This is a genomic window from Micromonospora sp. NPDC000207 (genome assembly GCF_040300925.1).
Classification (GTDB): Bacteria; Actinomycetota; Actinomycetes; order Mycobacteriales; family Micromonosporaceae; genus Micromonospora.
The window spans coordinates 1-19,540 of sequence record NZ_JBEPEQ010000108.1; the positions used below are offsets into that span (position 1 = coordinate 1).

Annotated in this window: 14 protein-coding genes and 1 pseudogene; 8 read left to right on the forward strand and 7 right to left on the reverse strand. The window is 71.0% G+C overall.

Annotated elements, in window-relative coordinates; translation table 11 throughout:
- Positions 1-367: pseudogene (locus ABT336_RS22345) on the forward strand (hypothetical protein); the annotation flags it as partial.
- Between the two features lie 84 nt (positions 368-451).
- Here ABT336_RS22345 and ABT336_RS22350 read toward each other — a convergent pair.
- Positions 452-655 (reverse strand): cold-shock protein, encoded by a 204-nt coding sequence (locus tag ABT336_RS22350; RefSeq protein WP_132270859.1) that lies wholly within the window; start codon positions 653-655, stop codon positions 452-454.
- A 248-nt stretch (positions 656-903) separates the two neighbouring features.
- On the opposite strand from ABT336_RS22350, the gene ABT336_RS22355 reads away from it, so the two are divergent.
- Complete coding sequence (locus ABT336_RS22355) at positions 904-1,683, forward strand: DedA family protein (protein WP_350898695.1); 780 nt, start codon at positions 904-906, stop codon at positions 1,681-1,683.
- Between the two features lie 200 nt (positions 1,684-1,883).
- Here ABT336_RS22355 and ABT336_RS22360 read toward each other — a convergent pair whose 3' ends face one another.
- Complete coding sequence (locus tag ABT336_RS22360; RefSeq protein WP_350898697.1) at positions 1,884-2,537, reverse strand: MBL fold metallo-hydrolase; 654 nt, start codon at positions 2,535-2,537, stop codon at positions 1,884-1,886.
- A gap of 7 nt (positions 2,538-2,544) precedes the next feature.
- Positions 2,545-3,261: a maleylpyruvate isomerase family mycothiol-dependent enzyme gene (locus ABT336_RS22365; RefSeq protein ID WP_350898699.1), complete on the reverse strand. Its 717-nt coding sequence runs from the start codon at positions 3,259-3,261 to the stop codon at positions 2,545-2,547.
- A 145-nt stretch (positions 3,262-3,406) separates the two neighbouring features.
- On the opposite strand from ABT336_RS22365, the gene rsgA reads away from it, so the two are divergent.
- The 3 genes from rsgA to ABT336_RS22380 all read left to right on the forward strand — a co-directional run bounded on the left by rsgA (position 3,407) and on the right by ABT336_RS22380 (position 8,413).
- Positions 3,407-4,483: a ribosome small subunit-dependent GTPase A gene (rsgA, locus tag ABT336_RS22370; RefSeq protein ID WP_350898701.1), complete on the forward strand. Its 1,077-nt coding sequence runs from the start codon at positions 3,407-3,409 to the stop codon at positions 4,481-4,483.
- Between the two features lie 188 nt (positions 4,484-4,671).
- Positions 4,672-7,623 carry an excinuclease ABC subunit UvrA gene (gene uvrA / locus ABT336_RS22375; RefSeq protein WP_502891236.1) on the forward strand — a complete coding sequence of 984 codons (2,952 nt, stop codon included), beginning with the start codon at positions 4,672-4,674 and terminating at the stop codon, positions 7,621-7,623.
- Between the two features lie 331 nt (positions 7,624-7,954).
- The gene (locus tag ABT336_RS22380) at positions 7,955-8,413 is read left to right on the forward strand and encodes a Rieske (2Fe-2S) protein (protein ID WP_350898702.1); all 459 of its coding nucleotides are present in this window, start codon (positions 7,955-7,957) and stop codon (positions 8,411-8,413) included.
- Positions 8,414-8,631: 218 nt separating this feature from the next.
- Here ABT336_RS22380 and ABT336_RS22385 read toward each other — a convergent pair whose 3' ends face one another.
- Complete coding sequence (locus ABT336_RS22385; RefSeq protein ID WP_502891237.1) at positions 8,632-11,892, reverse strand: penicillin acylase family protein; 3,261 nt, start codon at positions 11,890-11,892, stop codon at positions 8,632-8,634.
- Between the two features lie 230 nt (positions 11,893-12,122).
- On the opposite strand from ABT336_RS22385, the gene uvrC reads away from it, so the two are divergent.
- Positions 12,123-14,078: an excinuclease ABC subunit UvrC gene (gene uvrC / locus ABT336_RS22390; RefSeq protein WP_350898705.1), complete on the forward strand. Its 1,956-nt coding sequence runs from the start codon at positions 12,123-12,125 to the stop codon at positions 14,076-14,078.
- A 10-nt stretch (positions 14,079-14,088) separates the two neighbouring features.
- Positions 14,089-14,226: a hypothetical protein gene (locus ABT336_RS22395; protein ID WP_350898707.1), complete on the forward strand. Its 138-nt coding sequence runs from the start codon at positions 14,089-14,091 to the stop codon at positions 14,224-14,226.
- 69 nt (positions 14,227-14,295) lie between these two features.
- Here ABT336_RS22395 and ABT336_RS22400 read toward each other — a convergent pair whose 3' ends face one another.
- Genes ABT336_RS22400 through ABT336_RS22410 form a run of 3 tightly spaced genes read right to left on the reverse strand, consistent with a single transcriptional unit; the run spans position 14,296 to position 18,754 of the window.
- Positions 14,296-15,399, reverse strand: a complete 1,104-nt coding sequence (locus ABT336_RS22400) for a hypothetical protein (RefSeq protein WP_350898709.1) — start codon at positions 15,397-15,399, stop codon at positions 14,296-14,298.
- A gap of 58 nt (positions 15,400-15,457) precedes the next feature.
- A complete protein-coding gene (recQ, locus tag ABT336_RS22405; protein WP_350898710.1) occupies positions 15,458-17,326 on the reverse strand; it encodes a DNA helicase RecQ in 1,869 nt (622 codons plus the stop codon).
- Between the two features lie 51 nt (positions 17,327-17,377).
- Complete coding sequence (locus tag ABT336_RS22410; RefSeq protein WP_350898712.1) at positions 17,378-18,754, reverse strand: hypothetical protein; 1,377 nt, start codon at positions 18,752-18,754, stop codon at positions 17,378-17,380.
- Positions 18,755-19,008: 254 nt separating this feature from the next.
- On the opposite strand from ABT336_RS22410, the gene ABT336_RS22415 reads away from it, so the two are divergent.
- Positions 19,009-19,473: a helix-turn-helix transcriptional regulator gene (locus ABT336_RS22415; protein ID WP_350898714.1), complete on the forward strand. Its 465-nt coding sequence runs from the start codon at positions 19,009-19,011 to the stop codon at positions 19,471-19,473.
- Positions 19,474-19,540: the final 67 nt, after the last annotated feature.

Genomic DNA, 19,540 nt, shown 5'->3' on the forward strand with positions numbered 1-19,540 from the left:
TCGGTCCAGCGGGGACAACTCACACCTGTGGCACACCCACTTCAGTTTCTTTCGTGACTCGACGAAGGCGGGCCGGGACCAGCGTCCGCTGTTCCACCGCTACCTGACCACCATCGGACTCATCCAGGAGGAGGACGCCATGAGCGAACAGGCCGAGACCGAGATCCACAACGTGTACCTGGGGATGTTCTACGGCGGGACGAGCATGGGCCGCAAGGTCGACCCCGACGGCACCGGCCCGGCCGAGTCCGGCAACAGCCTGGTGGCGAAGCTCGACTACACCATGCAGCGACTGGACGCGCTGACCACACAGGTCAACCAACTGCCTCGGCAGATCGCCGAGGAGATCACCCGCCAGCAGGGATAGCGGCGGGGAGGAAACCCGTGAGCCGTTGCAACTGAGCGGCCGTGGCGGCGGCCGGATCCCGGACCGCCGCCACCGGCACGCGGGTTACAGCGGGCGTACGTTGTCGGCCTGCGGGCCCTTCTGCCCCTGGGTCACGTCGAACTCGACCTTCTGCGCCTCGTGCAGCTCACGGTAACCGCTGCTCGCGATCGCCGAGTAGTGCACGAAGACGTCCGGGCCCCCGCCGTCCTGCTCGATGAAGCCGAAGCCCTTTTCCGAGTTGAACCACTTGACCGTGCCGGTTGCCATGCATCTCTCCCTGTTTCCTGCGGCTGACCACCGGCCATCGGTCGATGATCGCCCTGTTTCACCCCCGACAGTAACGGGCCGGACCCCTTTTCGCCGCCCGAAGTGCCGCAGGCCGCGCCGAGGAAACCGCCGAATACGTCGCCGCACCCGCCGAGGCACTCGCCGGTGAGGCCTACGGGGCGGAAATCAGGGTGATGAGGGGAACATGCCCGATGACCTTGGTTGCTCGGCACCATAGCCTACGGGTCATGACGGAGTGGTCGGCCCAGCTGGGTGAACTGCCCACCGCACTGGTGATGGTGGCGCTCGGGCTGGTGATGGTCCTGGACGCCGTCCCGTTGCTCGGGGTGCTGGTGCCCGGAGACGTGGCGGTCCTGGCCGCCATCGGACTGGGACGGCCGGGCATCGCCCCGGCCACCGTCGGCTCGGTGGTGATCGGTTGCGTCTGCGGATGGTCGCTGACCTTCGCCGCCGGACGCCGGTACGGCAAGCGGCTGCGCCACGGCCGGTTCGGCGGCTGGATCGGCGAGAGCCGCTGGGCGGCTGCCGAGATGTTCGTCCGCCGTGGTGGCGGACGGATGGTGCTGGTCACGCCCTTCCTGCCGGTGTTCAACACGTTGGTGCCGCTGGCCGCCGGAGGGCTCCGGATGTCGTACTGGCGGTTCCTCGGATGTTCGGCCCTCGGAGCGGGCCTCTGGGCCGGTCTCTACGTGCTGTTGGGCAGCGCGGCCCGGTGGGTGACCGGTCTGTTCCCCGGGGGACCCGCCCCCACGCTCGTCACCATGGCCGTCGGGATGCTGCTGGCGGGCACGCTCCTGGCCGGGACCCGACGCCGCCTGTTGTCTGTGGTCTCCGCCCCGACCGCCGTCGCCTCGTCGACCGCCACTCCCGCCGTCGTCACCCCGCCCGTTGTCGTTCCGTCGGCCGTGGCTCCGGTCGTTGTCGTTCCGAGGGTGCCCCGCGCCGCCCCGGTCAGTGCCACCGACTCGGCCGCCGGGAGTCCGACCGGCCCCGAGGCGGCGGACTGAGCGCTCCTCACCGACGTCCTCCGTTGCGGCGGCGGGGCGGCGCGCTGCGCCCGGGGACCCGCGATGCGTGGGTACCGGGGCGACCGGCCGCCGTAGAGCGACCGAGCGACCGGCCGCCGTAGAGCGACCGAGCGACCGGCCGCAGTGGGGCGACCGGCCGCCGGGATCGTTGCCAGGTCAGGACGAGGCCGTCACTCCGGTCACCAACCCCGGGCCCGCCACTGCGGCAGAGCCGGACGTTCGTGGCCGAGGGTGCTGTCGTGGCCGTGGCCCGGGTGGAAGCAGGTCTCGTCCGGGAGCCTGTCGAAGAGCTTGCGCTGCACGTCGTCGATGAGCGAACCGAACCGCTCCGGGTCCCGGTCCGTGTTTCCTATCCCACCTGGGAAAAGGCTGTCCCCGGTGAAGAGGCGGGGGACGCCCCCGGGGTCGCGGTAGAGCAGCGCGACCGAACCCGGGGTGTGACCCACCAGGTGGATGACCTCCAGCTCGCACTCGCCGACCCGGACGGTGTCCCCCTCGGCCAGCGGCTCGACCGGGATCGGCAGCCCGTCGGCGTCGGCGGCGTGCGCCAGCGGCCGGGCCCCGGTCTTGGCCACCACCTCCTCCAGGGCGACCCAGTGGTCCATGTGCCGGTGGGTGGTGACCACGGTGGCCAGGCCGGTGTCGCCGACCAGGGCCACGAGCCGGGACGCCTCGTTGGCCGCGTCGATCAGCAGCTGCTCGCCGGTGGCCCGGCACCGAAGCAGGTACGCGTTGTTGTCCATCGGCCCCACCGACACCTTCGTGACGGTGAGGTGGTCGAGGTCGATGACTGTCGGTTCGCCGCCGGTCGGGGCGTCTTCGTTGTCGGTCATGTGCGGGTCAGATCCATTCCGGAGGGGTGGGAAGCGGGCCGTCGGGAACGACGGTGAGCAGGTCGCCTCGGCTGCGCCCGATCAGCCAGGCGGCGAGTTCGTGGGCCGGACCCTGCACGTGCGGGGCGTCGGCGCGGTCACCGACGGCCGTCTCGTGCGCGCCGCCGTCGAAGCGCAGGACCATGGCCGGCGCGTCGGTACGGGCGGTCAGCCCGGTGGTCACCTCGTGCAGGAGCCGTCGGGCGAAGGCCACCGACCAGGCGTCCGGGTGGTACCCGGCGGTCAGGTCGACGTGGTGGACCTCGATCTCCCGCAGCCGTCCCCAGACGAGCAGGGCGGCGGGCCAGGGGCCCCGGCGGGTCTGCACGTCGGCAGCCCAGGCCTGCGGCGGCATCGCGGCCACCGCCTCGGCGAACCGCTCGGAGCACCGTCGCAGGTCGGTCAGGTGCTCCCCGGGCGGGCGGGCGGCCCCGGACTCGATGTCGTGGGTGCGGGCGGCGGTGCCGGCGTACATCGGGATCGTCTCGCCGGTGCGGGCGGCGGTGAGGAGGTTGACGAAGCCGTCGGCGTTGCGGGCCAGGTGGGCCAGGACGTGGCCCCGGGTCCACCCGGGCAGCAGTGACGGGGCCGCGACGTCGGCGGCGTCGAAGGCGGCAGCGGTGTCGAGCAGCCGCGCGGTCGCCTCGTCCACGTCCCTGGTCAACCGGAGCGGGTCCGTGGTCACGGTCCGACAGTAGCGGTCCCCGGCGTCCCCGTCGCTGTGAAACCCCGGCTCGACGGAAATCGCTTCTCGGCGCGTCGGTGCACCCTCTACCGTCGCCACCGACGGGCACCGAAGAGCACGGTGTCCTGGTGGCGACGAGGTGACCATGACCATCGACCTGACCATGCTCGGCTGGGACGCCGAGCGCGCGGCGGCGCTGGGCCGTCGGGCGGACCACCGTCCGGGCCGGGTGGCCCGGGTGGACCGGGGCGTGTGCACGGTGTTGGCCGCCGACGGGCCGGTCCGGGCCACTGTCGGGGGCGGGCTGTTCGCCGCCGCCGCCCGGGACCTGACCCGGTTGCCCTGCGCGGGGGACTGGGTGCTGCTGGGCACCTGGCCGGACCGACGCGTCACGGTCGAGGCGGTGTTGCCGCGCCGGACCGCCCTGATCCGCCGGACCGCCGGTCGGCAGGCCGCCGGTCAGGTGCTGGCGGCCAACCTCGACGCCGTCGCCGTGGTCGAGCCGGTGCACCCGTCGCCGGACCTGGGGCGCATCGAGCGGCTGTTGGCGGTGGCGTACGAGTCGGGGGCCCGGCCGCTGGTGGTGCTCACCAAGTCCGACCTGGCCGCCGACCCGACGGCGGTGGCCCGGCAACTGGAGGCCGTCGCCGCCGGGGCGCCGGTGCTGGCGGTCAGCGCCCAGCGGGGGACCGGCCTCGACGCGCTGCGCGCCGAGGTGGCCTCCGGGCGGACCCTGGGGCTGCTCGGTCCCTCCGGGGCGGGCAAGTCGAGCCTGGTCAACGCCCTGGCGGGGGCGCCGGTGTTGCGGACCCAGGAGATCCGCCGGGTAGACGGCAAGGGGCGGCACACCACCACCTGGCGGTCGCTGGTCGCGGTGCCCGGCGGTGGGGCGGTGGTGGACACCCCGGGGGTCCGGGCGGTCGGCCTGCTCGACGGGGCGGCCGGGCTGGACCGGGCGTTCGCCGACATCGCCGACCTCGCCGAGGGGTGCCGGTACGCCGACTGCGCGCACACCGTCGAGCCCGGGTGCGCGGTGCGGTCGGCCCTGGACACCGGGGACCTGTCGGTACGGCGGTGGGAGAGCTGGCGGGCGTTGCAGCGGGAGGTGGCGTACGAGTCACGACGCCGCCAGAGCCGGTTGGCGGGTGAGCGTCGGGGCGGGTGGCGTGCGGGACGGCGTCGCCCGGCGCGTCCCGAGCCCCCGTCTCCGGGTGGCCTGTAGGCACCCCCGCCCGACCGGTCTGAGCTGGGGGAACGTCTGGGTACGGAGAAGTGTCGTACCCCGGGGCTAGAGTTGCGTGGGCGCTTTTCGCGCCCCCACACAACCGCTCGAAATGCCCTCCTGATCCGCAGGAGCGGTCGAAGCGGACAGATCCCTTTTGTCCTCATGCACCCGGGAGTACACGAAACGTGGCCGACCGACTGATCATCCGTGGCGCACGCGAGCACAACCTGCGTGACGTCAGTCTCGACCTGCCCCGGGACGCCCTGATCGTGTTCACCGGGCTCTCCGGCTCCGGCAAGTCGAGCCTGGCGTTCGACACGATCTTCGCCGAGGGCCAGCGGCGCTACGTGGAGTCGCTGTCGTCGTACGCCCGGCAGTTCCTCGGTCAGATGGACAAGCCCGACGTCGACTTCATCGAGGGGCTCAGCCCGGCGGTGTCGATCGACCAGAAGTCGACATCGCGTAACCCGCGTTCGACTGTCGGCACCATCACCGAGGTCTACGACTACCTGCGCCTGCTCTTCGCCCGGGTCGGGGTGCCGCACTGCCCGGTCTGCGGGGAGCTGATCTCCCGGCAGAGCCCGCAGCAGATCGTCGACCGGGTCCTGGCGATGGCCGAGGGCACCCGGTTCATGGTCCTCGCACCGGTGGTACGGGGACGCAAGGGCGAGTACGTCGACCTGTTCGCCGAACTCCAGGGCAAGGGGTACGCCCGGGCCCGGGTCGACGGGGTGGTCCACCAGCTGACCGAGCCGCCGAAGCTCAAGAAGCAGGAGAAACACACCATCGAGGTGGTGATCGACAGGCTCACCGTCAAACCCGGCGCCAAGCAGCGGCTCACCGACTCGGTCGAGGCCGCCCTCGGGCTCTCCGACGGGCTGGTCCTGCTGGACTTCGTCGACCTCGACGAGGACGACCCGGGGCGGGAGCGGCGCTACTCCGAGCACCTGGCCTGCCCCAACGACCACCCCCTGGCGATCGAGGACCTGGAACCCCGGGTCTTCTCCTTCAACGCCCCGTACGGGGCCTGCCCGGAGTGCACGGGACTGGGCACCAAGAAGGAGGTCGACCCGGAGCTGATCATCCCGGACCCGGAGCGGACCCTGCGCGGGGGAGCGATCCAGCCCTGGTCCAACGGGCACAGCCTGGAGTACTTCCTGCGGTTGCTGGAGGCGCTCGGCGAGAGCGAGCACTTCGACCTCGACACGCCCTGGCGGGCGTTGCCGTCCCGGGCGCAGAAGACGATCCTGCACGGCTCCGGCGACCAGGTGCACGTGCGCTACCGCAACAAGTACGGCCGGGAGCGCTCGTACTACACCGGGTTCGAGGGTGTGGTGCAGTGGATCGAGCGTCGGCACTCCGACACCGAGTCGGACTGGTCCCGTGACAAGTACGAGGGCTACATGCGCGACGTGCCCTGTGCGGCCTGTGGGGGTGCCCGCCTCAAGCCGGAGGTGCTCGCCGTCACCCTGGCCGGACGGAGCATCGCCGAGGTCTGCAACCTGTCGGTGGGGGAGTGCGCCGACCTGCTCGCCGGCATCGAGCTGACCGACAGGCAGAAGCTGATCGCCGAGCGGGTGCTCAAGGAGATCAACGCCCGGCTGCGGTTCCTGCTCGACGTGGGGCTGGACTACCTCTCCCTGGACCGTCCCGCCGGCACCCTCTCCGGTGGTGAGGCGCAGCGGATCCGGTTGGCCACCCAGATCGGCTCCGGTCTCGTCGGCGTCCTCTACGTGCTCGACGAGCCGTCGATCGGGCTGCACCAGCGCGACAACCACCGGCTGATCGAGACCCTGGTCCGGCTGCGGGGGCTGGGTAACACCCTGATCGTCGTGGAACACGACGAGGACACCATCCGTACCGCCGACTGGATCGTCGACATCGGCCCCGGCGCGGGTGAGCACGGTGGGCGGATCGTGCACTCCGGGTCGGTGGCGGGGCTGCTGGAGAACCCGGAGTCGGCCACCGGGGCGTACCTGTCGGGTCGCAGGTCCATCCCGACGCCGGCGGTCCGGCGTCCGCAGACCCCGGGCCGGGAGCTGGTGGTGCACGCGGCACGGGAGAACAACCTGCGCAACCTGACGGTGCCGTTCCCGCTCGGGCAGCTCATCGCCGTCACCGGGGTCAGCGGTTCGGGCAAGTCGACGCTGGTCAACGACATCCTGTACGCGGTCCTCGCCAACCAGATCAACGGTGCCCGGCTGGTGCCGGGGCGGCACACCCGGATCACCGGCCTGGAACACGTGGACAAGGTCGTCGGGGTCGACCAGTCGCCGATCGGGCGTACCCCACGCTCGAACCCGGCGACGTACACCGGGGTGTGGGACCACGTCCGCAAGCTCTTCGCCGAGACGGTCGAGGCGAAGGTCCGGGGGTACGGCCCCGGCCGGTTCTCGTTCAACGTCAAGGGCGGACGGTGCGAGGCGTGCTCCGGTGACGGCACCCTGAAGATCGAGATGAACTTCCTGCCCGACGTGTACGTGCCCTGCGAGGTGTGCAAGGGCGCCCGGTACAACCGGGAGACCCTGGAGGTGCACTACAAGGGCAAGACCGTCGCGGAGGTGTTGGACCTGCCGATCGAGGAGGCGGCCGAGTTCTTCTCCGCCATCCCGGCGATCCACAGGCACCTGAAGACCCTCGTCGACGTGGGGTTGGGGTACGTCCGGCTCGGGCAGCCCGCCCCCACCCTCTCCGGCGGTGAGGCGCAGCGGGTCAAGCTCGCCTCCGAGTTGCAGAAGCGCTCCACCGGCCGGACCGTCTACGTGCTCGACGAGCCGACCACGGGCCTGCACTTCGAGGACATCCGCAAGCTGCTGATGGTCCTGGAGGGCCTTGTCGACAAGGGCAACACCGTGATCACCATCGAGCACAACCTCGACGTGATCAAGACCGCCGACTGGTTGATCGACATGGGTCCGGAGGGCGGCCACCGGGGCGGTACGGTCCTGGCCACCGGCACCCCGGAGGAGGTCGCCGAGGTGGCCGAGAGCCACACCGGTCTGTTCCTGCGGCAGGTCCTCGGCCTCGACGGCGAGCCTGCCGGCGCGAAGGCGGCCACCACCCGGGCCGCCAAGGCCAACCACACCCACACCCAGACCCGCCCCCGAACCCGCAAACCCAAAACCCCCACCCCCTGACCCACCCCCACCCTGCCCTCCCACCCCCCTGCCCTCCCACCCCCACCCCCATCCCCACCCCCACCCCCTGCCCCCGCTCCCGCTCCGATCGACGGGTGATCAAGGGGTTTGCGTCAGTTCTGATCTCCGGCGTGACGCAAACCCCTTGATCAACGGAGGCAAGCTGGGGGAGGCAAGCCGGGGGCGAGCCGGGCAAGCCGGGGGAGGCGGGGAGGCTGGGGTGGGGTGGGATACAGGTAGTTCACAGGGGATTGGGGTGAACTGGTCGGGAGTGGTGCTGCGTGTACGGGGGTAGGGACCGCAGGCGACGGTGACCAGAGAGGGGCAGTACATGAACGACGACCAGGTGATCGCCGGTCCGGCGGGGCAGAGCCGACGGGCGCTTCTCGCCGGGGCCGGGGCGGTGGGGGCGACAGTGGTGTTGACGGCGTGCGGCAGCGATCGTCCCATCGCGAACTCCCCCGAGGGCGACGGCGAGAACGACGGGGGCACCGAGGGTGGCGCGCCGGCCATCGCCAAGACCGGGGACATCCCGGTCGGCGGAGGCAGGATCCTCGCCCAGCAGGGTGTGGTGATCACCCAGCCCACCGAGGGGGAGTTCAAGGGCTTCGACCCGATCTGCACCCACCAGGGTTGCCCGGTGTCGAACGTCGACGGGGGCAGCATCAACTGCACCTGCCACAACAGCAGGTTCTCCATCACCGACGGTTCGGTGGAGTCCGGCCCGGCGACCGCCGGGTTGGCCGAGAAGGAGCTGCGGGTCTCCGGCGAGGACATCTCCCTGGCCTGACATGGGGAGCGCGACGGGCGCGCACCCGCGCCGGAGCCGGGCGGGTCGAGCTGCGACGGGTGTGCACCCACGCTGAGCCAGGTCGGGCGGACCGAGCTGTGGTCGGCACTGCGCCCGCCCGCTCCACGAGCCCGCCCGCGACGGCTGAGGACGCCGACGGTCGGCCCGCTACCTGCGGGCCGGCCGTCGCCGGTCGGTGGAATGGTCGGTGGGAGTGGTCAGTGGGAGTAGACGGACAGCTCCCAGAGGGAGACGCCGTAGGTGGTGGCCCGGGTGACCGCCCGAACCCGGACGTACCGGGCGGTGGTGGTGGGGAAGACGGCCAGGTCGGTGCCGCCGTCGCCGAGCGTTGTCGACCAGGCGGTACGCCAGGATGTCCCGTCGGTGGAGACCTCGATCCGGTATCCCCGGGGGTACGCGTCCTCCCAGTTCAGCCGGGCTCGGCCGACCTGTCTGGGGGAGCCCAGGTCGACGGTGATCCACTGGTCGTCGGCCCAGTCGCTGGCCCACCGGGTGCCCAGGTTCCCGTCGACGGCCCGCCCGGCCGGGTGGCCGAGTTGGGCGCTGGAGGCGGTCACCGGTCGTCCGGCGGCGAGGTTGCCGAGGTCGTCGCCCTGCCGGGCGGGGAACGACACGACCTGCTGGTAGGTGGGGCGGTTCTGCCAGGCGATGGTCGCATGCTTGATCCCGCCCAGCGGGGACTGGACGATCGCGTCGGCGCACCACTGGTCCCCGGCCGCGCAGGTGGCGTCGCCCGGGTAGGTGGTGGTGGCAGGGGTCTGTGCCGCCGTCCGCAGGGTGTCGAGCAGGATCTGCCGGCAGGCCCCCCGGTCGCCCTCGCCGCAGAAGGTACGCCCCGTTCCGCCGGCCACCGGCTCGCCGAGGACCCGACGCAGGTCCTTGTCGACGTACCCCCACCAGCCGTACTGGAACGCCGAACCCTTGTGGGTCTGGGCGGTGGTGGCCGAGGAGGGCAGCGTGGACAGGTCGCCCTGCTGCAACCCGGAGGGCGACTCGTTGAGCTGCATGGTGTTGACCAGCGACTGGTAGAGGTCCGGGCCGAGGGGCGCGCGGAAGATCCCCCGGACCAGCAGCGGCCACCAGGCGTCGAGGGTCCGGATCGCCTCGGCGTGCCGGTACACCTTGGAGCCCTTGGCCGTCTCGACCCGTAGCGCCCCGTCGGCCCGCCACGCCTTCAGACGGGTGATCTCGGTGGCCAGGGCGGTGTCGGTGACCGGTTGGCTCTCCAGTACCCGGATCAGCTCGTCGAGGACCTCCGCCCCGCGCAGGTCGGTCAGTCCGGCCCGTTGCACCAGTTCGGTGAGGGTGGCCCGGTCGTACCTGCGTCCGGCGGCGATGCCCGCCTTCAGCGGTTTGTCCAGCAGGTCGGCCCGGTGCACGGCACCGAAGCTGAAGTTGCCGTCGGCGGCCCCGAAGTCCTTGGCCTGCTTGTTGTTCCAGCTGATGTAGTAGTCCTGGTTCGTGGACTGGGGGTGCGCCGAGGCCGGGGCGTACCGGGCGGTGTTGGTGTCGGGGACGAAACCCTGCCACTCGTACGCCGGTTCGGCCTTCATCGGCAGGTTCGGGTTGGAGCCGGGTGCCCGCAGCGGGTTGAGCCCGGAGTTGAGGTACGCCGACTCCCTGGAGTTGACGTAGAACCAGTTGAAGGCGTATTCGACGTTGTTCGCCGAGTTGCGGAACGCGGCGGCGGTCCCCATCTCGCCGGGGTCGTTGAACATCTGGAACCCGATGGCGGAGTCGGCCTCGTGGCGGTAGGTGGAGCGCAGGTGGGTGAAGGCGTGCGGCCTGCCCCCGACGGTGGCCCGCCAGCCGACCAGCCCCAGCTTCGTTCGCCAGGCGACCAGCTTGTACGACCCGGCGGGGGTGCCGTCGGCGACCGTGGGGTTCCACCTGTTGACGTGGGACAGCTCCTCCATGGCAAGGCACTGACCCCGGTAGAGGTAGCTGTTGGTGCCGAGGGTGGGGGCGGTGCCGTCGGTGGTGCACAGGGGCACCGCGTACGTGTCGGTGATGTCGTGGACCGAGGAGGTGGCGCTCCAGGCGTAGTCCTGGCCCCGGCCGAGCAGGACGTACAGGTTGAGGCCGGCGAACGCCGCGCCCCGGGCGCTGATCCCCGGCCCCTGGAGTTCCTGGACCATCAGCAGTTGCGGGGAGAAGTAGCCGGTCTGCGGGCCGAACACGGCGACCGGGTGACCGGTGGCGGAGTGCGCGGCGGAGACCACTGCGGCGTTGGACATGCCCCGGTGGGCCGGGTCGATGGTCAGCCCGGAGAGGGCGGCGGCGAGGTCGGAACCGCTGTCGGCGGTGGAGGTGGCCGAGCCTGTCGGGTCGGTGAGGATCGGCTCGACCCGGGCGGTGCCGGCGTCGGGCAGGACCACGCTGGGGGCGTCGGGGTTCGCGTCGCCGTACGGGAAGCTCTGTCCGTCGTGCAGGGTGAGCACCTGTTCGGGGTCGTTCTGGCCACGGAACCCCTGCCACACCCGGTCGCCCTCGACCGGGCCGTACTTGGCCCGGGCGGCGATGCGGACCAGTGCGGACTGCATCTCGGTGCCGCCTCCGCCGCCGAACAACCCGCCGACAACACCGGCGATGGCGATGAGGTCGGTCATGGTGAACGGCTTCGGTCCGCCCGCGTTGGTGATCGCGTCGAGGTGGCCGGTGAGGACGTACTCGCCGGGGCAGTTGCGGGCGGCCATGCAGGTGCGGATGTAGGCGTTGATGCCGGCGATGTACTCCTGCACGTCTGCGTAGAGCTGTTCGCCGCGCCCGCCGCCCTTGCTGCGCAACGCCTCGACCTGCGTCTGGAGGTCCGCCTCGCGGTACGGGGAGTTGCGCCAGACGCTCTGCTCCAGTGCCCGGTTGCCGGGGGCGCCACCGGCGAACGGGGTCAGGGTGCCCCGGCCGACGTGCCGGAGCAGGTCCATGGTGAACAGGCGGTCCTCGGCTCCGGCGTATCCGGCGCCGTACATCGTCCCGCCCCTGGTGGTGCCGGTGACGTGCGGTACGCCGGTGATCCTGTCCCGGATGATCCGTACGTCCGAACGGGGTGAGTAGTCCCGCTCGATCTGGTTGGGGGCGACGCCGAAGGTGGCGTCGTGGAAGAAGGTGCCGATCTGGTCCTCGCGCAGCCCGGCGTACCCGTAGACCAGGTCGGCGTAGGTGCCGAGCTGGTCGGCGGAGTGCCGGGGGAGGGTGCCGAGGGTCTGGTTGCCGAGGATATCGACGAGGGTGGCGTTGCCGTTCTGGCCGGGCGGCAGGATCTCGGAGCACTCGCCGAGGCAGTGATCGTTCGCGGCGAAGCCGTTGCCGGGGTTGATCGGGGAGGCGGCGGCCGGTGCGACCCGTGCGGCCCGGGTGACTGCGGCGGCGGTGGTCTGGGCGGCTCCGGCGGCGGTGGACGGACCGGGGACGGCGACGAGCAGGGCGGCGGTGGCGACGGCGGCGGTTGCGCCGGCCATCAGCCGGCGGGGCGTACCGACTCCGGCCGACCGCCGGGGGGCTGCGGTGGGGGGCATGACGATCCTCCGGGGGAGTGGGGATCAGGCGGTGAGCGGTGACGTGAAGAAACTTCGGTTACCGGATGGTAGGCGAACGGATGTCGATATCGGAAGGAGTCGATCGGCTTTGCCGTGCCGGGTGGCCTGCGCGGTCCGTCGGGGGTGTCGGGGGTGGCGACTAGGCTCGAAGGGTGGCTGATCCGTCGACCTACCGCCCCGCCCCCGGCACCATCCCCGAGGCCCCCGGGGTCTACCGGTTCCGCGACGGCACCGGCCGGGTGATCTACGTCGGCAAGGCGAAGAACCTGCGCAGCCGCCTCAACTCCTACTTCGGTGACCTCCTGGGTCTGCACGAGCGGACCCGACAGATGGTCACCACCGCCGAGTCGGTGGACTGGATCACCGTCGGCACCGAGGTCGAGGCGCTCCAACAGGAGTTCACCTGGATCAAGCAGTACGACCCGAGGTTCAACGTCCGCTACCGCGACGACAAGTCGTACCCGTACCTGGCCGTCACCCTCGACGAGGAGTACCCCCGACTCCAGGTGATGCGGGGGGCCAAGCGCAAGGGGGTGCGCTACTTCGGGCCGTACTCGCACGCCTGGGCGATCCGGGAGACCCTCGACCTGCTGCTGCGGGTCTTCCCGGCCCGGACCTGCTCGGCCGGGGTGTTCAAGCGGGCCGGGCAGGTCGGCCGCCCCTGCCTGCTCGGATACATCGGCAAGTGCTCGGCCCCCTGCGTCGGAACCGTCACCGCCGAGGAACACCGGGACATCGTCGACGGGTTCTGCGACTTCATGGCCGGGCGGACCGACACCATGGTCCGCCGCCTCGAACGGGAGATGGCGGAGGCCAGCGCGGCCCTGGAGTTCGAGCGGGCGGCCCGGCTGCGCGACGACGTGGCAGCCCTGCGCCGCGCCATGGAGAAGCAGACGGTGGTCCTCGGCGACGGCACCGACGCCGACGTGGTCGCCTTCGCCGACGACCCCCTCGAAGCCGCCGTCCAGGTCTTCCACGTCCGCGACGGGCGGATCCGGGGCCAGCGCGGCTGGGTGGTGGAGAAGACCGAGGAGCTGACCCCCGGCGACCTGGTGCACCACTTCTGCACCCAGGTCTACGGCGGCGAACGGGGCGAGGCCGACGTCCCCCGGGAGCTTCTGGTCCCCGCACTCCCCGCCGACACCGACGCCCTGGCCGACTGGCTCTCCGCCCGCCGGGGCAGTCGGGTCAACCTGCGGGTGCCCCAGCGCGGTGACAAGAAGGACCTGCTGGAGACCGTCGGACGCAACGCCAGGGACGCCCTGGCCCGGCACAAGCTCAAGCGAGCCGGGGACCTGACCACCCGCAGCCAGGCCCTCGACGAGGTCGGTGAGGCGCTGGGCATGCGGACCTCCCCGCTGCGCATCGAGTGTTTCGACGTCTCCCAGATCCAGGGCACCGACGTGGTGGCCAGCATGGTGGTCTTCGAGGACGGACTGCCCCGCAAGAACGAGTACCGCCGGTTCGTCGTCCGGGGTGCCACCGACGACCTGTCGGCCATGTCCGAGGTGCTGCGCCGTCGCTTCACCAGGTACCTCCAGGCCCGCGCCGAGACCGGGGAGATCGGTGAGGAGACCGCCGCCGACCCGGACCGCCCCGGGATCGACCCCACCACCGGCCGTCCCCGCCGGTTCGCGTACCCGCCGCAGTTGGTGGTGGTCGACGGCGGCCCGCCGCAGGTCGCCGCCGCCGCCCAGGCCCTCGCCGAGTTGGGCGTCGACGACGTGGCCCTGTGCGGGCTGGCCAAACGGCTGGAGGAGGTCTGGCTCCCCGACGACGAGTTCCCGGTCATCCTCCCCCGCACCTCCGAGGCGCTCTACCTGCTGCAACGGGTACGCGACGAGGCCCACCGGTTCGCCATCACCTTCCACAGGCAGCGCCGCTCCAAGCGGATGACCGAATCGGCGCTGGACGGGATCTCCGGTCTCGGCGAGGTACGCCGTACGGCGCTGCTACGCCACTTCGGCTCCCTCAAACGGCTCGGTGCGGCGACGGTGGAGGAGATCACCGAGGTCCCCGGGGTCGGTCGGCGGACCGCCGAGGCGATCCTGCGGACCCTCGGCGGCGACGCCCCGACCGACCCGACCGGCGACGCTCAGTCGACGTAGCCCGACCGACGTGGCTGCTGGTGCAAACGGCACGGGCTCGTTCGCCGTGTCCGGCACGAGCGCGGCCTTCGTCGTCGCCGCGACGGTGGTCCTCATGGTCGCCGCGCTGCTCTGGGTCCGCCCGACCGCCCTGCCGGTCCGCTCCTGACCCGGTCCGGTGGAGACGGACCGGGTCTGGTGGAGGCGGACCCGGTCCTCGGCGGTCGGTCGGCTTCGCTCAGCCGCCGTGCTGGATCAGGTTGTCCCGGGTCTGCAGGAGCTGCCACGCGATCTGCGGGCCCGCCGAACCCAGGCCCAGGCGCGCCACCACAGTGGTGCCGTCGGTGGTGATGTCGGCGACGGTCAGCAACTCCGACCAGGGCTGGCCTCGCAGTGACCGCCCCTCGGTGAGCAGGGTCCGCAGGGCGGTGGCGTTCGCCTCGGCGGCACCGGCGTCTCCGTGGGCGTAGGCGAGGACCAGGAACGGCTCGCCGTCGTGGACCAGCCCGGTGGCCACCCCGTCGAAGGGGCGCAGCGTGGGGGCGTCCCCGGGGCCGGGTCCGGCCTCGAAGGGACCCCGGGCGTACAGCATCGCCGCGTACGCCCCCTGCTTGTCCATCGCCTCGGCGAGGGTCCGCAGTTCGGGGAGGTCTGCGAGGGTCCCGCCGGACCCGAGTGCCGCCTGCACGTGCTCGGCGGTGGGGGAGACGAACAGCCGGTCCGAGTCCAGCGCCACGGTCAGGGGCTGGCCGGTCGGGCGGGCGGCGCTGCGGTCGCGGAGGTTCATCGACAGGTCCTCACCCTCGCCGACCCGCCACCGCCCGTTGTCGGGATCGCCCATCGCCTCGGTGAGGCGCTGCTCGGTGAAGGTCCCACCGGCCACTGTCAACGTCGCCGGGGTCGTCGGGTACTCCACGAACCACCGCAGGTCCACCACCGACCAGCCCAGCTCCGCCTCGAACTCCTGCGCCTGGGTGACCCCGCCGGGGACGACCCGGTCGGGCAGCGGGGCAGCGACGGTCGGCGGCGGCCCACCCTGGCCGGTCGTGCCGGTGACCGCGTTGACGTAGGCGGTGACCGCCGCCGGGTCGCTGACGTCGGCCGGCGCGGTGACCCCCGCGGCCTTCGCCGCCGCCTCCAGGTCGGCCACGGTGATCAGGACGGGGTCGTCGCCCCGCAGCAGCGAGTCGGGGAGCAGGGCGAGTCGACCGGCGAACGAGTCGCTGTCCGCGCCGCTGTCGCCGTCCCCGCCGGTGGAGCGGTCCGCGTCGGTGCCGCCGCATCCGGCGCCGGCCATGCCGAGGGCGAGCAGGGTCGCGATCATGAGGCGTCGTCGTCGCATGGCCGGGATGGTAGTAAGCCTGATCAAGGGAAAGGGCAGGTGGGGGCCGTGGAGACGGTCACTCGGCGGTGAGGACGGCCAGGATCGACTCGCCGTACTTCGCCAGTTTGTTCTCCCCGACCCCGCTGATCCGGGACAGCTGCGCGAGGTCGGCCGGGGCGTCGGCGGCGATCTGCCGCAGCGTGGCGTCGTGGAAGATGACGTACGCGGGGACGCCCTGCTCCTTGGCGGTCGCCGCCCGCCAGGCGCGCAGCCGCTCGAAGACGGGTACCGCCTCGGCGGGCAGTTCGGCGACGACGGTGGCGGCCCCACGGGGCTTGGCCGTCCGGGTCGGCCGTTCCGCCTCGCGGCGCAGCATCACCGTACGGCGACGCCCCAGCACCTCGGCGCTGGCCTCGGTCAACGCCAGGGTGCCGTAGTCGCCCTCGACGGCGAGCAGCCCCTCGGCGAGCAGGTGTCGGACGACCCCCCGCCACTCGGCCTCCCGCAGCTCGGAGCCGATGCCGAAGACGGTCAGCTGGTCGTGCCGGAACTGGGTGACCTTGTCGTTCTGCTTGCCGAGGAGGATGTCGATGCAGTGTCCGGCACCGAACCGCTGGTTGCGCTCCCGGTCGAGGCGGTAGACGGTGGAGAGCAGCTTCTGCGCCGGGACGGTGCCGTCCCAGGACTCCGGCGGCTCCAGGCAGGTGTCGCAGTTGCCGCACCCCCCGGTGCCGGGCTGGCCGAAGTATTCCAGGAGTTGGACCCGGCGGCACCGGACCGTCTCGCAGAGCGCCAGCATCGCGTCGAGGTGGGCGGCCAGGTTCCGGCGGTGGGCGAGGTCCCCCTCCGAGGACTCGATCATCTTCCGCTGCTGGACGACGTCCTGGAGGCCGTAGGCCAGCCACGCCGTCGACGGCAGGCCGTCCCGCCCGGCCCGACCGGTTTCCTGGTAGTACCCCTCGACCGACTTGGGCAGGTCGAGGTGGGCGACGAACCGGACGTCCGGCTTGTCGATGCCCATCCCGAAGGCGATGGTCGCCACCATCACCAGCCCGTCGGAGCGTAGGAACCGCTGCTGGTTGCGGGCTCGGGTCCCCGCGTCCAACCCCGCGTGGTACGGCAGTGCGTTCACCCCGTTGGCGACCAGGAACTCGGCGGTCTTGTCCACCGACGCGCGGGACAGGCAGTAGACGATCCCCGCGTCTCCGGGGTGCTCGTCGCGGAGCAGGGCGAGTAGCTGCTTGCGGGGCTCCCGCTTCGGCACGATCCGGTACTGGATGTTGGGCCGGTCGAAGCTGGCCACGAAGTGGCGGGCCTCGGTGAGCCGGAGCCGGGTGGCGATCTCGGCCCGGGTGGCGCTGGTCGCGGTGGCGGTCAGGGCGATCCGGGGGACGTCGGGCCAGCGTTCGTGAAGCATCGACAGGGTGAGGTAGTCGGGGCGGAAGTCGTGCCCCCACTGGGAGACGCAGTGCGCCTCGTCGATGGCGAACAGGGCGATCCGGCCCCGCTCCAGCAGATTGAGCGTGCCCCGGCTCCCCAACGCCTCGGGGGCCAGGTAGAGCAGGTCGATCTCCCCGGCGACGAACTCCGCCTCGACCACCCGGCGGGTGTCCGCGTCAAGTGTCGAGTTGAGGAACCCGGCCTTGACGCCGACGGCGGTCAACGCGTCGACCTGGTCCTGCATCAGGGCGATCAGCGGGGAGACCACCACCGCCACCCCGGGGCGGACCAGGGCCGGGATCTGGTAGCACAGCGACTTGCCGCCACCGGTCGGCATCAGGACCAGAGCGTCGCCGCCGGCCACCACGTGGTCGATGACCTCGGACTGGAAACCCCGGAACGCGTCGTACCCGAAGACCCGCCGCAGGGTGTCCAGCGCCCGGGCGGCCGCGACCTGCTCGTCGGTACGCGGTTCGGCGTCGCTCACGTCGGCGGGGGAGACCATCCGCAGAGTCTACGAGCGGCCTCCGACACCGTGTTCTCCGGTCGAGGCCGGTCAGGGACCGCGACGCGCGCCGGAGGTCGACGTGGGGGATCCCTGACCTCGTGGAGAGGACGGATTGCTGGCTTCGGCCGGTGCCGGAGCACCGGTTGTCGGGGTACGGCCGACGGTCGCCACCGCAGCCGCAGCGACGGACAATCCGCTCGGACCGGCTCCGGCATCGGCCTTGCGTCCGGTCGCGGCGATCTTCCACCCGTCACCGTCTCTTTCCGTGGGACGGAGCTGTCTGACCATTTCCACGAGTTGTTCAGGGATCCGTTCGCCGCGATTCCGGGTGCGGTCGAGCCAGCTGGAGACAGCGAACGTCCTTCCGCTGTCGAGCGTGATGCGGGTCTTCATCGAAAAACCTTCCTCGTGGCGACGTGCGAAGAATTTCTGAAGACCTTCGTGTGCCTCGTCGACGGTGAGTCTCTGGGTGTTGGGTGCGGTGAGCTTGGGTAGGATGATCACGCTGGGCGGGGTGGCGGCGCTCATGTTCGCGGCGGCTGTGGTTGCAGTCCTGCGGTCCTCGTCGGTGGCGATCCGCGTGGTGCCGTCGGCCCCCTGCGCCAGGTCTCGGAACGTCCTGACAGCTTGCTGAAGTCGCTCCGGGATCTCTTTCGAATTACTCCGGGCGTTCGAGAGCCACACTCTGGCATTGAATGTACGTCCATTCGAGAGAGTGATGTCAGTCTGGAGGGTGAAGCCCTTCTCCTTGCACTGGTCGGCGGCTTTCTGGAGGCCCTCCAACACCTGTTCCTCGGAGAACCGCCAGCGGGCGTGGTCGTGTCGTGGAAGTATGACGATGGCGGCTGGGTGGGTGGCGCCTGCGGCAACTGCCGCTTTCCGGTCCTCGTCGGTGGCGATCCGCGTGGTGCCGTCAGGGGTCTGGACCAGGTCCCGGAAGCGCCTGACGTCTTCTACCGACTGTGCTGGAATCGGCCTGGAAGTAGCCGAGGCCTTGCAAAGCCAGTCTTTTGGATAAAAAATCCTTCCGTTGTCGAGTTCAATCCCCTTACCGAGTGCGAAGTTTGCCTCCGCGGACCGTTCAGCCGCCTTCCGAAATCCTTCCGAAATATCGTCTTCGGAGATTTTCTTGCCGAAAGTGACGGCATGTTTCGGCACAATGGTGACGCTCGCGCCTGGGGCACCTGCGTCTTCCCGGTCCTTGGCGGTGGCGATCCTGATCGTGCCGCCGGCGTCCTCAACCAGGTCTCGAAGGTGTCTGACTTGGTCCACGAGTGCTGGAGGTATCGCAATCCTTCGCTCGGAGGCTCTGTTCATCCAGGCTTCGACATCGATTTTTATCCCGTTCGGCAGTGCTATCGGATCAGTCAGCCTCCATCGTGGGTTTCCGCTGTTTTCGATCGTGATCCTGAAAGCCTCCTGCACCTCTTCTTCGGTGAACCGCCGCCGACGAAATTGCCCTCGGTCAGCATCCGACCCACGCCGTGGCATGAGGGCCCTCCTTCTTGGTCGTGGCCGAGTCAGCCGGTGCCCGACTGCGGATTCGGTTCCTGGCATGCGGCGGCCTCGCAGTCTGTTCCTGGCAAGGCGGCCTCCGCGTACGACGGATCAGCGGTCGGCTGGGTTCAACCGAGCCACTGGGAACTTTCGCCGTCACCCCCTGTGGCACCATCGCCGACGTGACCAGGAGATCCGACGAGGCACAGCACCTGCGGGACCTCGCGCTGCTGCGCCGGGTCCGGGACCGGATCGACAGGGAGTACGCCCAGCCCCTGGACGTGGAGGCGCTGGCCCGAGGCGTGCACCTGTCGGCAGGGCACCTCAGTCGGCGGTTCCGGCTCGCGTACGGCGAGTCGCCGTACTCCTATCTGATGACCCGGCGGATCGAGCGGGCGATGGCGCTGCTGCGCCGGGGTGACCTGACCGTCACCGAGGTCTGTTTCGCCGTCGGGTGTGCCTCGCTGGGCACCTTCAGCACCCGCTTCACCGAGTTGGTCGGGGTGCCGCCCGCCACCTACCGCGCCCGCCACGCCGCGTCGGGGGAGATCACACCCTGCGTGTCGCGGACGGTGACCCGACCGATCAGGAATCGAGAAGTCAGGGGCGTCGTGTCGCCGTTAGAGCTCCTAACACGATCTAGTTGATCGATGTCTGTGCGTGTCTGTGGTGGGTCTGGGTCGTTCTACGTGGTGTGAGTAAGCCGTGGGTCGT

Excerpts from the sequence above, each read along its gene's own strand:
- ABT336_RS22350 (WP_132270859.1), bottom strand. The coding sequence starts at position 655 with ATGGCAACCGGCACGGTCAAGTGGTTCAACTCGGAAAAGGGCTTCGGC.
- ABT336_RS22355 (WP_350898695.1), top strand. The coding sequence starts at position 904 with ATGACGGAGTGGTCGGCCCAGCTGGGTGAACTGCCCACCGCACTGGTG.
- ABT336_RS22360 (WP_350898697.1), bottom strand. The coding sequence starts at position 2,537 with ATGACCGACAACGAAGACGCCCCGACCGGCGGCGAACCGACAGTCATC.
- rsgA (WP_350898701.1), top strand. The coding sequence starts at position 3,407 with ATGACCATCGACCTGACCATGCTCGGCTGGGACGCCGAGCGCGCGGCG.
- ABT336_RS22380 (WP_350898702.1), top strand. The coding sequence starts at position 7,955 with ATGAACGACGACCAGGTGATCGCCGGTCCGGCGGGGCAGAGCCGACGG.
- ABT336_RS22385 (WP_502891237.1), bottom strand. The coding sequence starts at position 11,892 with ATGGCCGGCGCAACCGCCGCCGTCGCCACCGCCGCCCTGCTCGTCGCC.
- ABT336_RS22400 (WP_350898709.1), bottom strand. The coding sequence starts at position 15,399 with ATGCGACGACGACGCCTCATGATCGCGACCCTGCTCGCCCTCGGCATG.
- recQ (WP_350898710.1), bottom strand. The coding sequence starts at position 17,326 with ATGGTCTCCCCCGCCGACGTGAGCGACGCCGAACCGCGTACCGACGAG.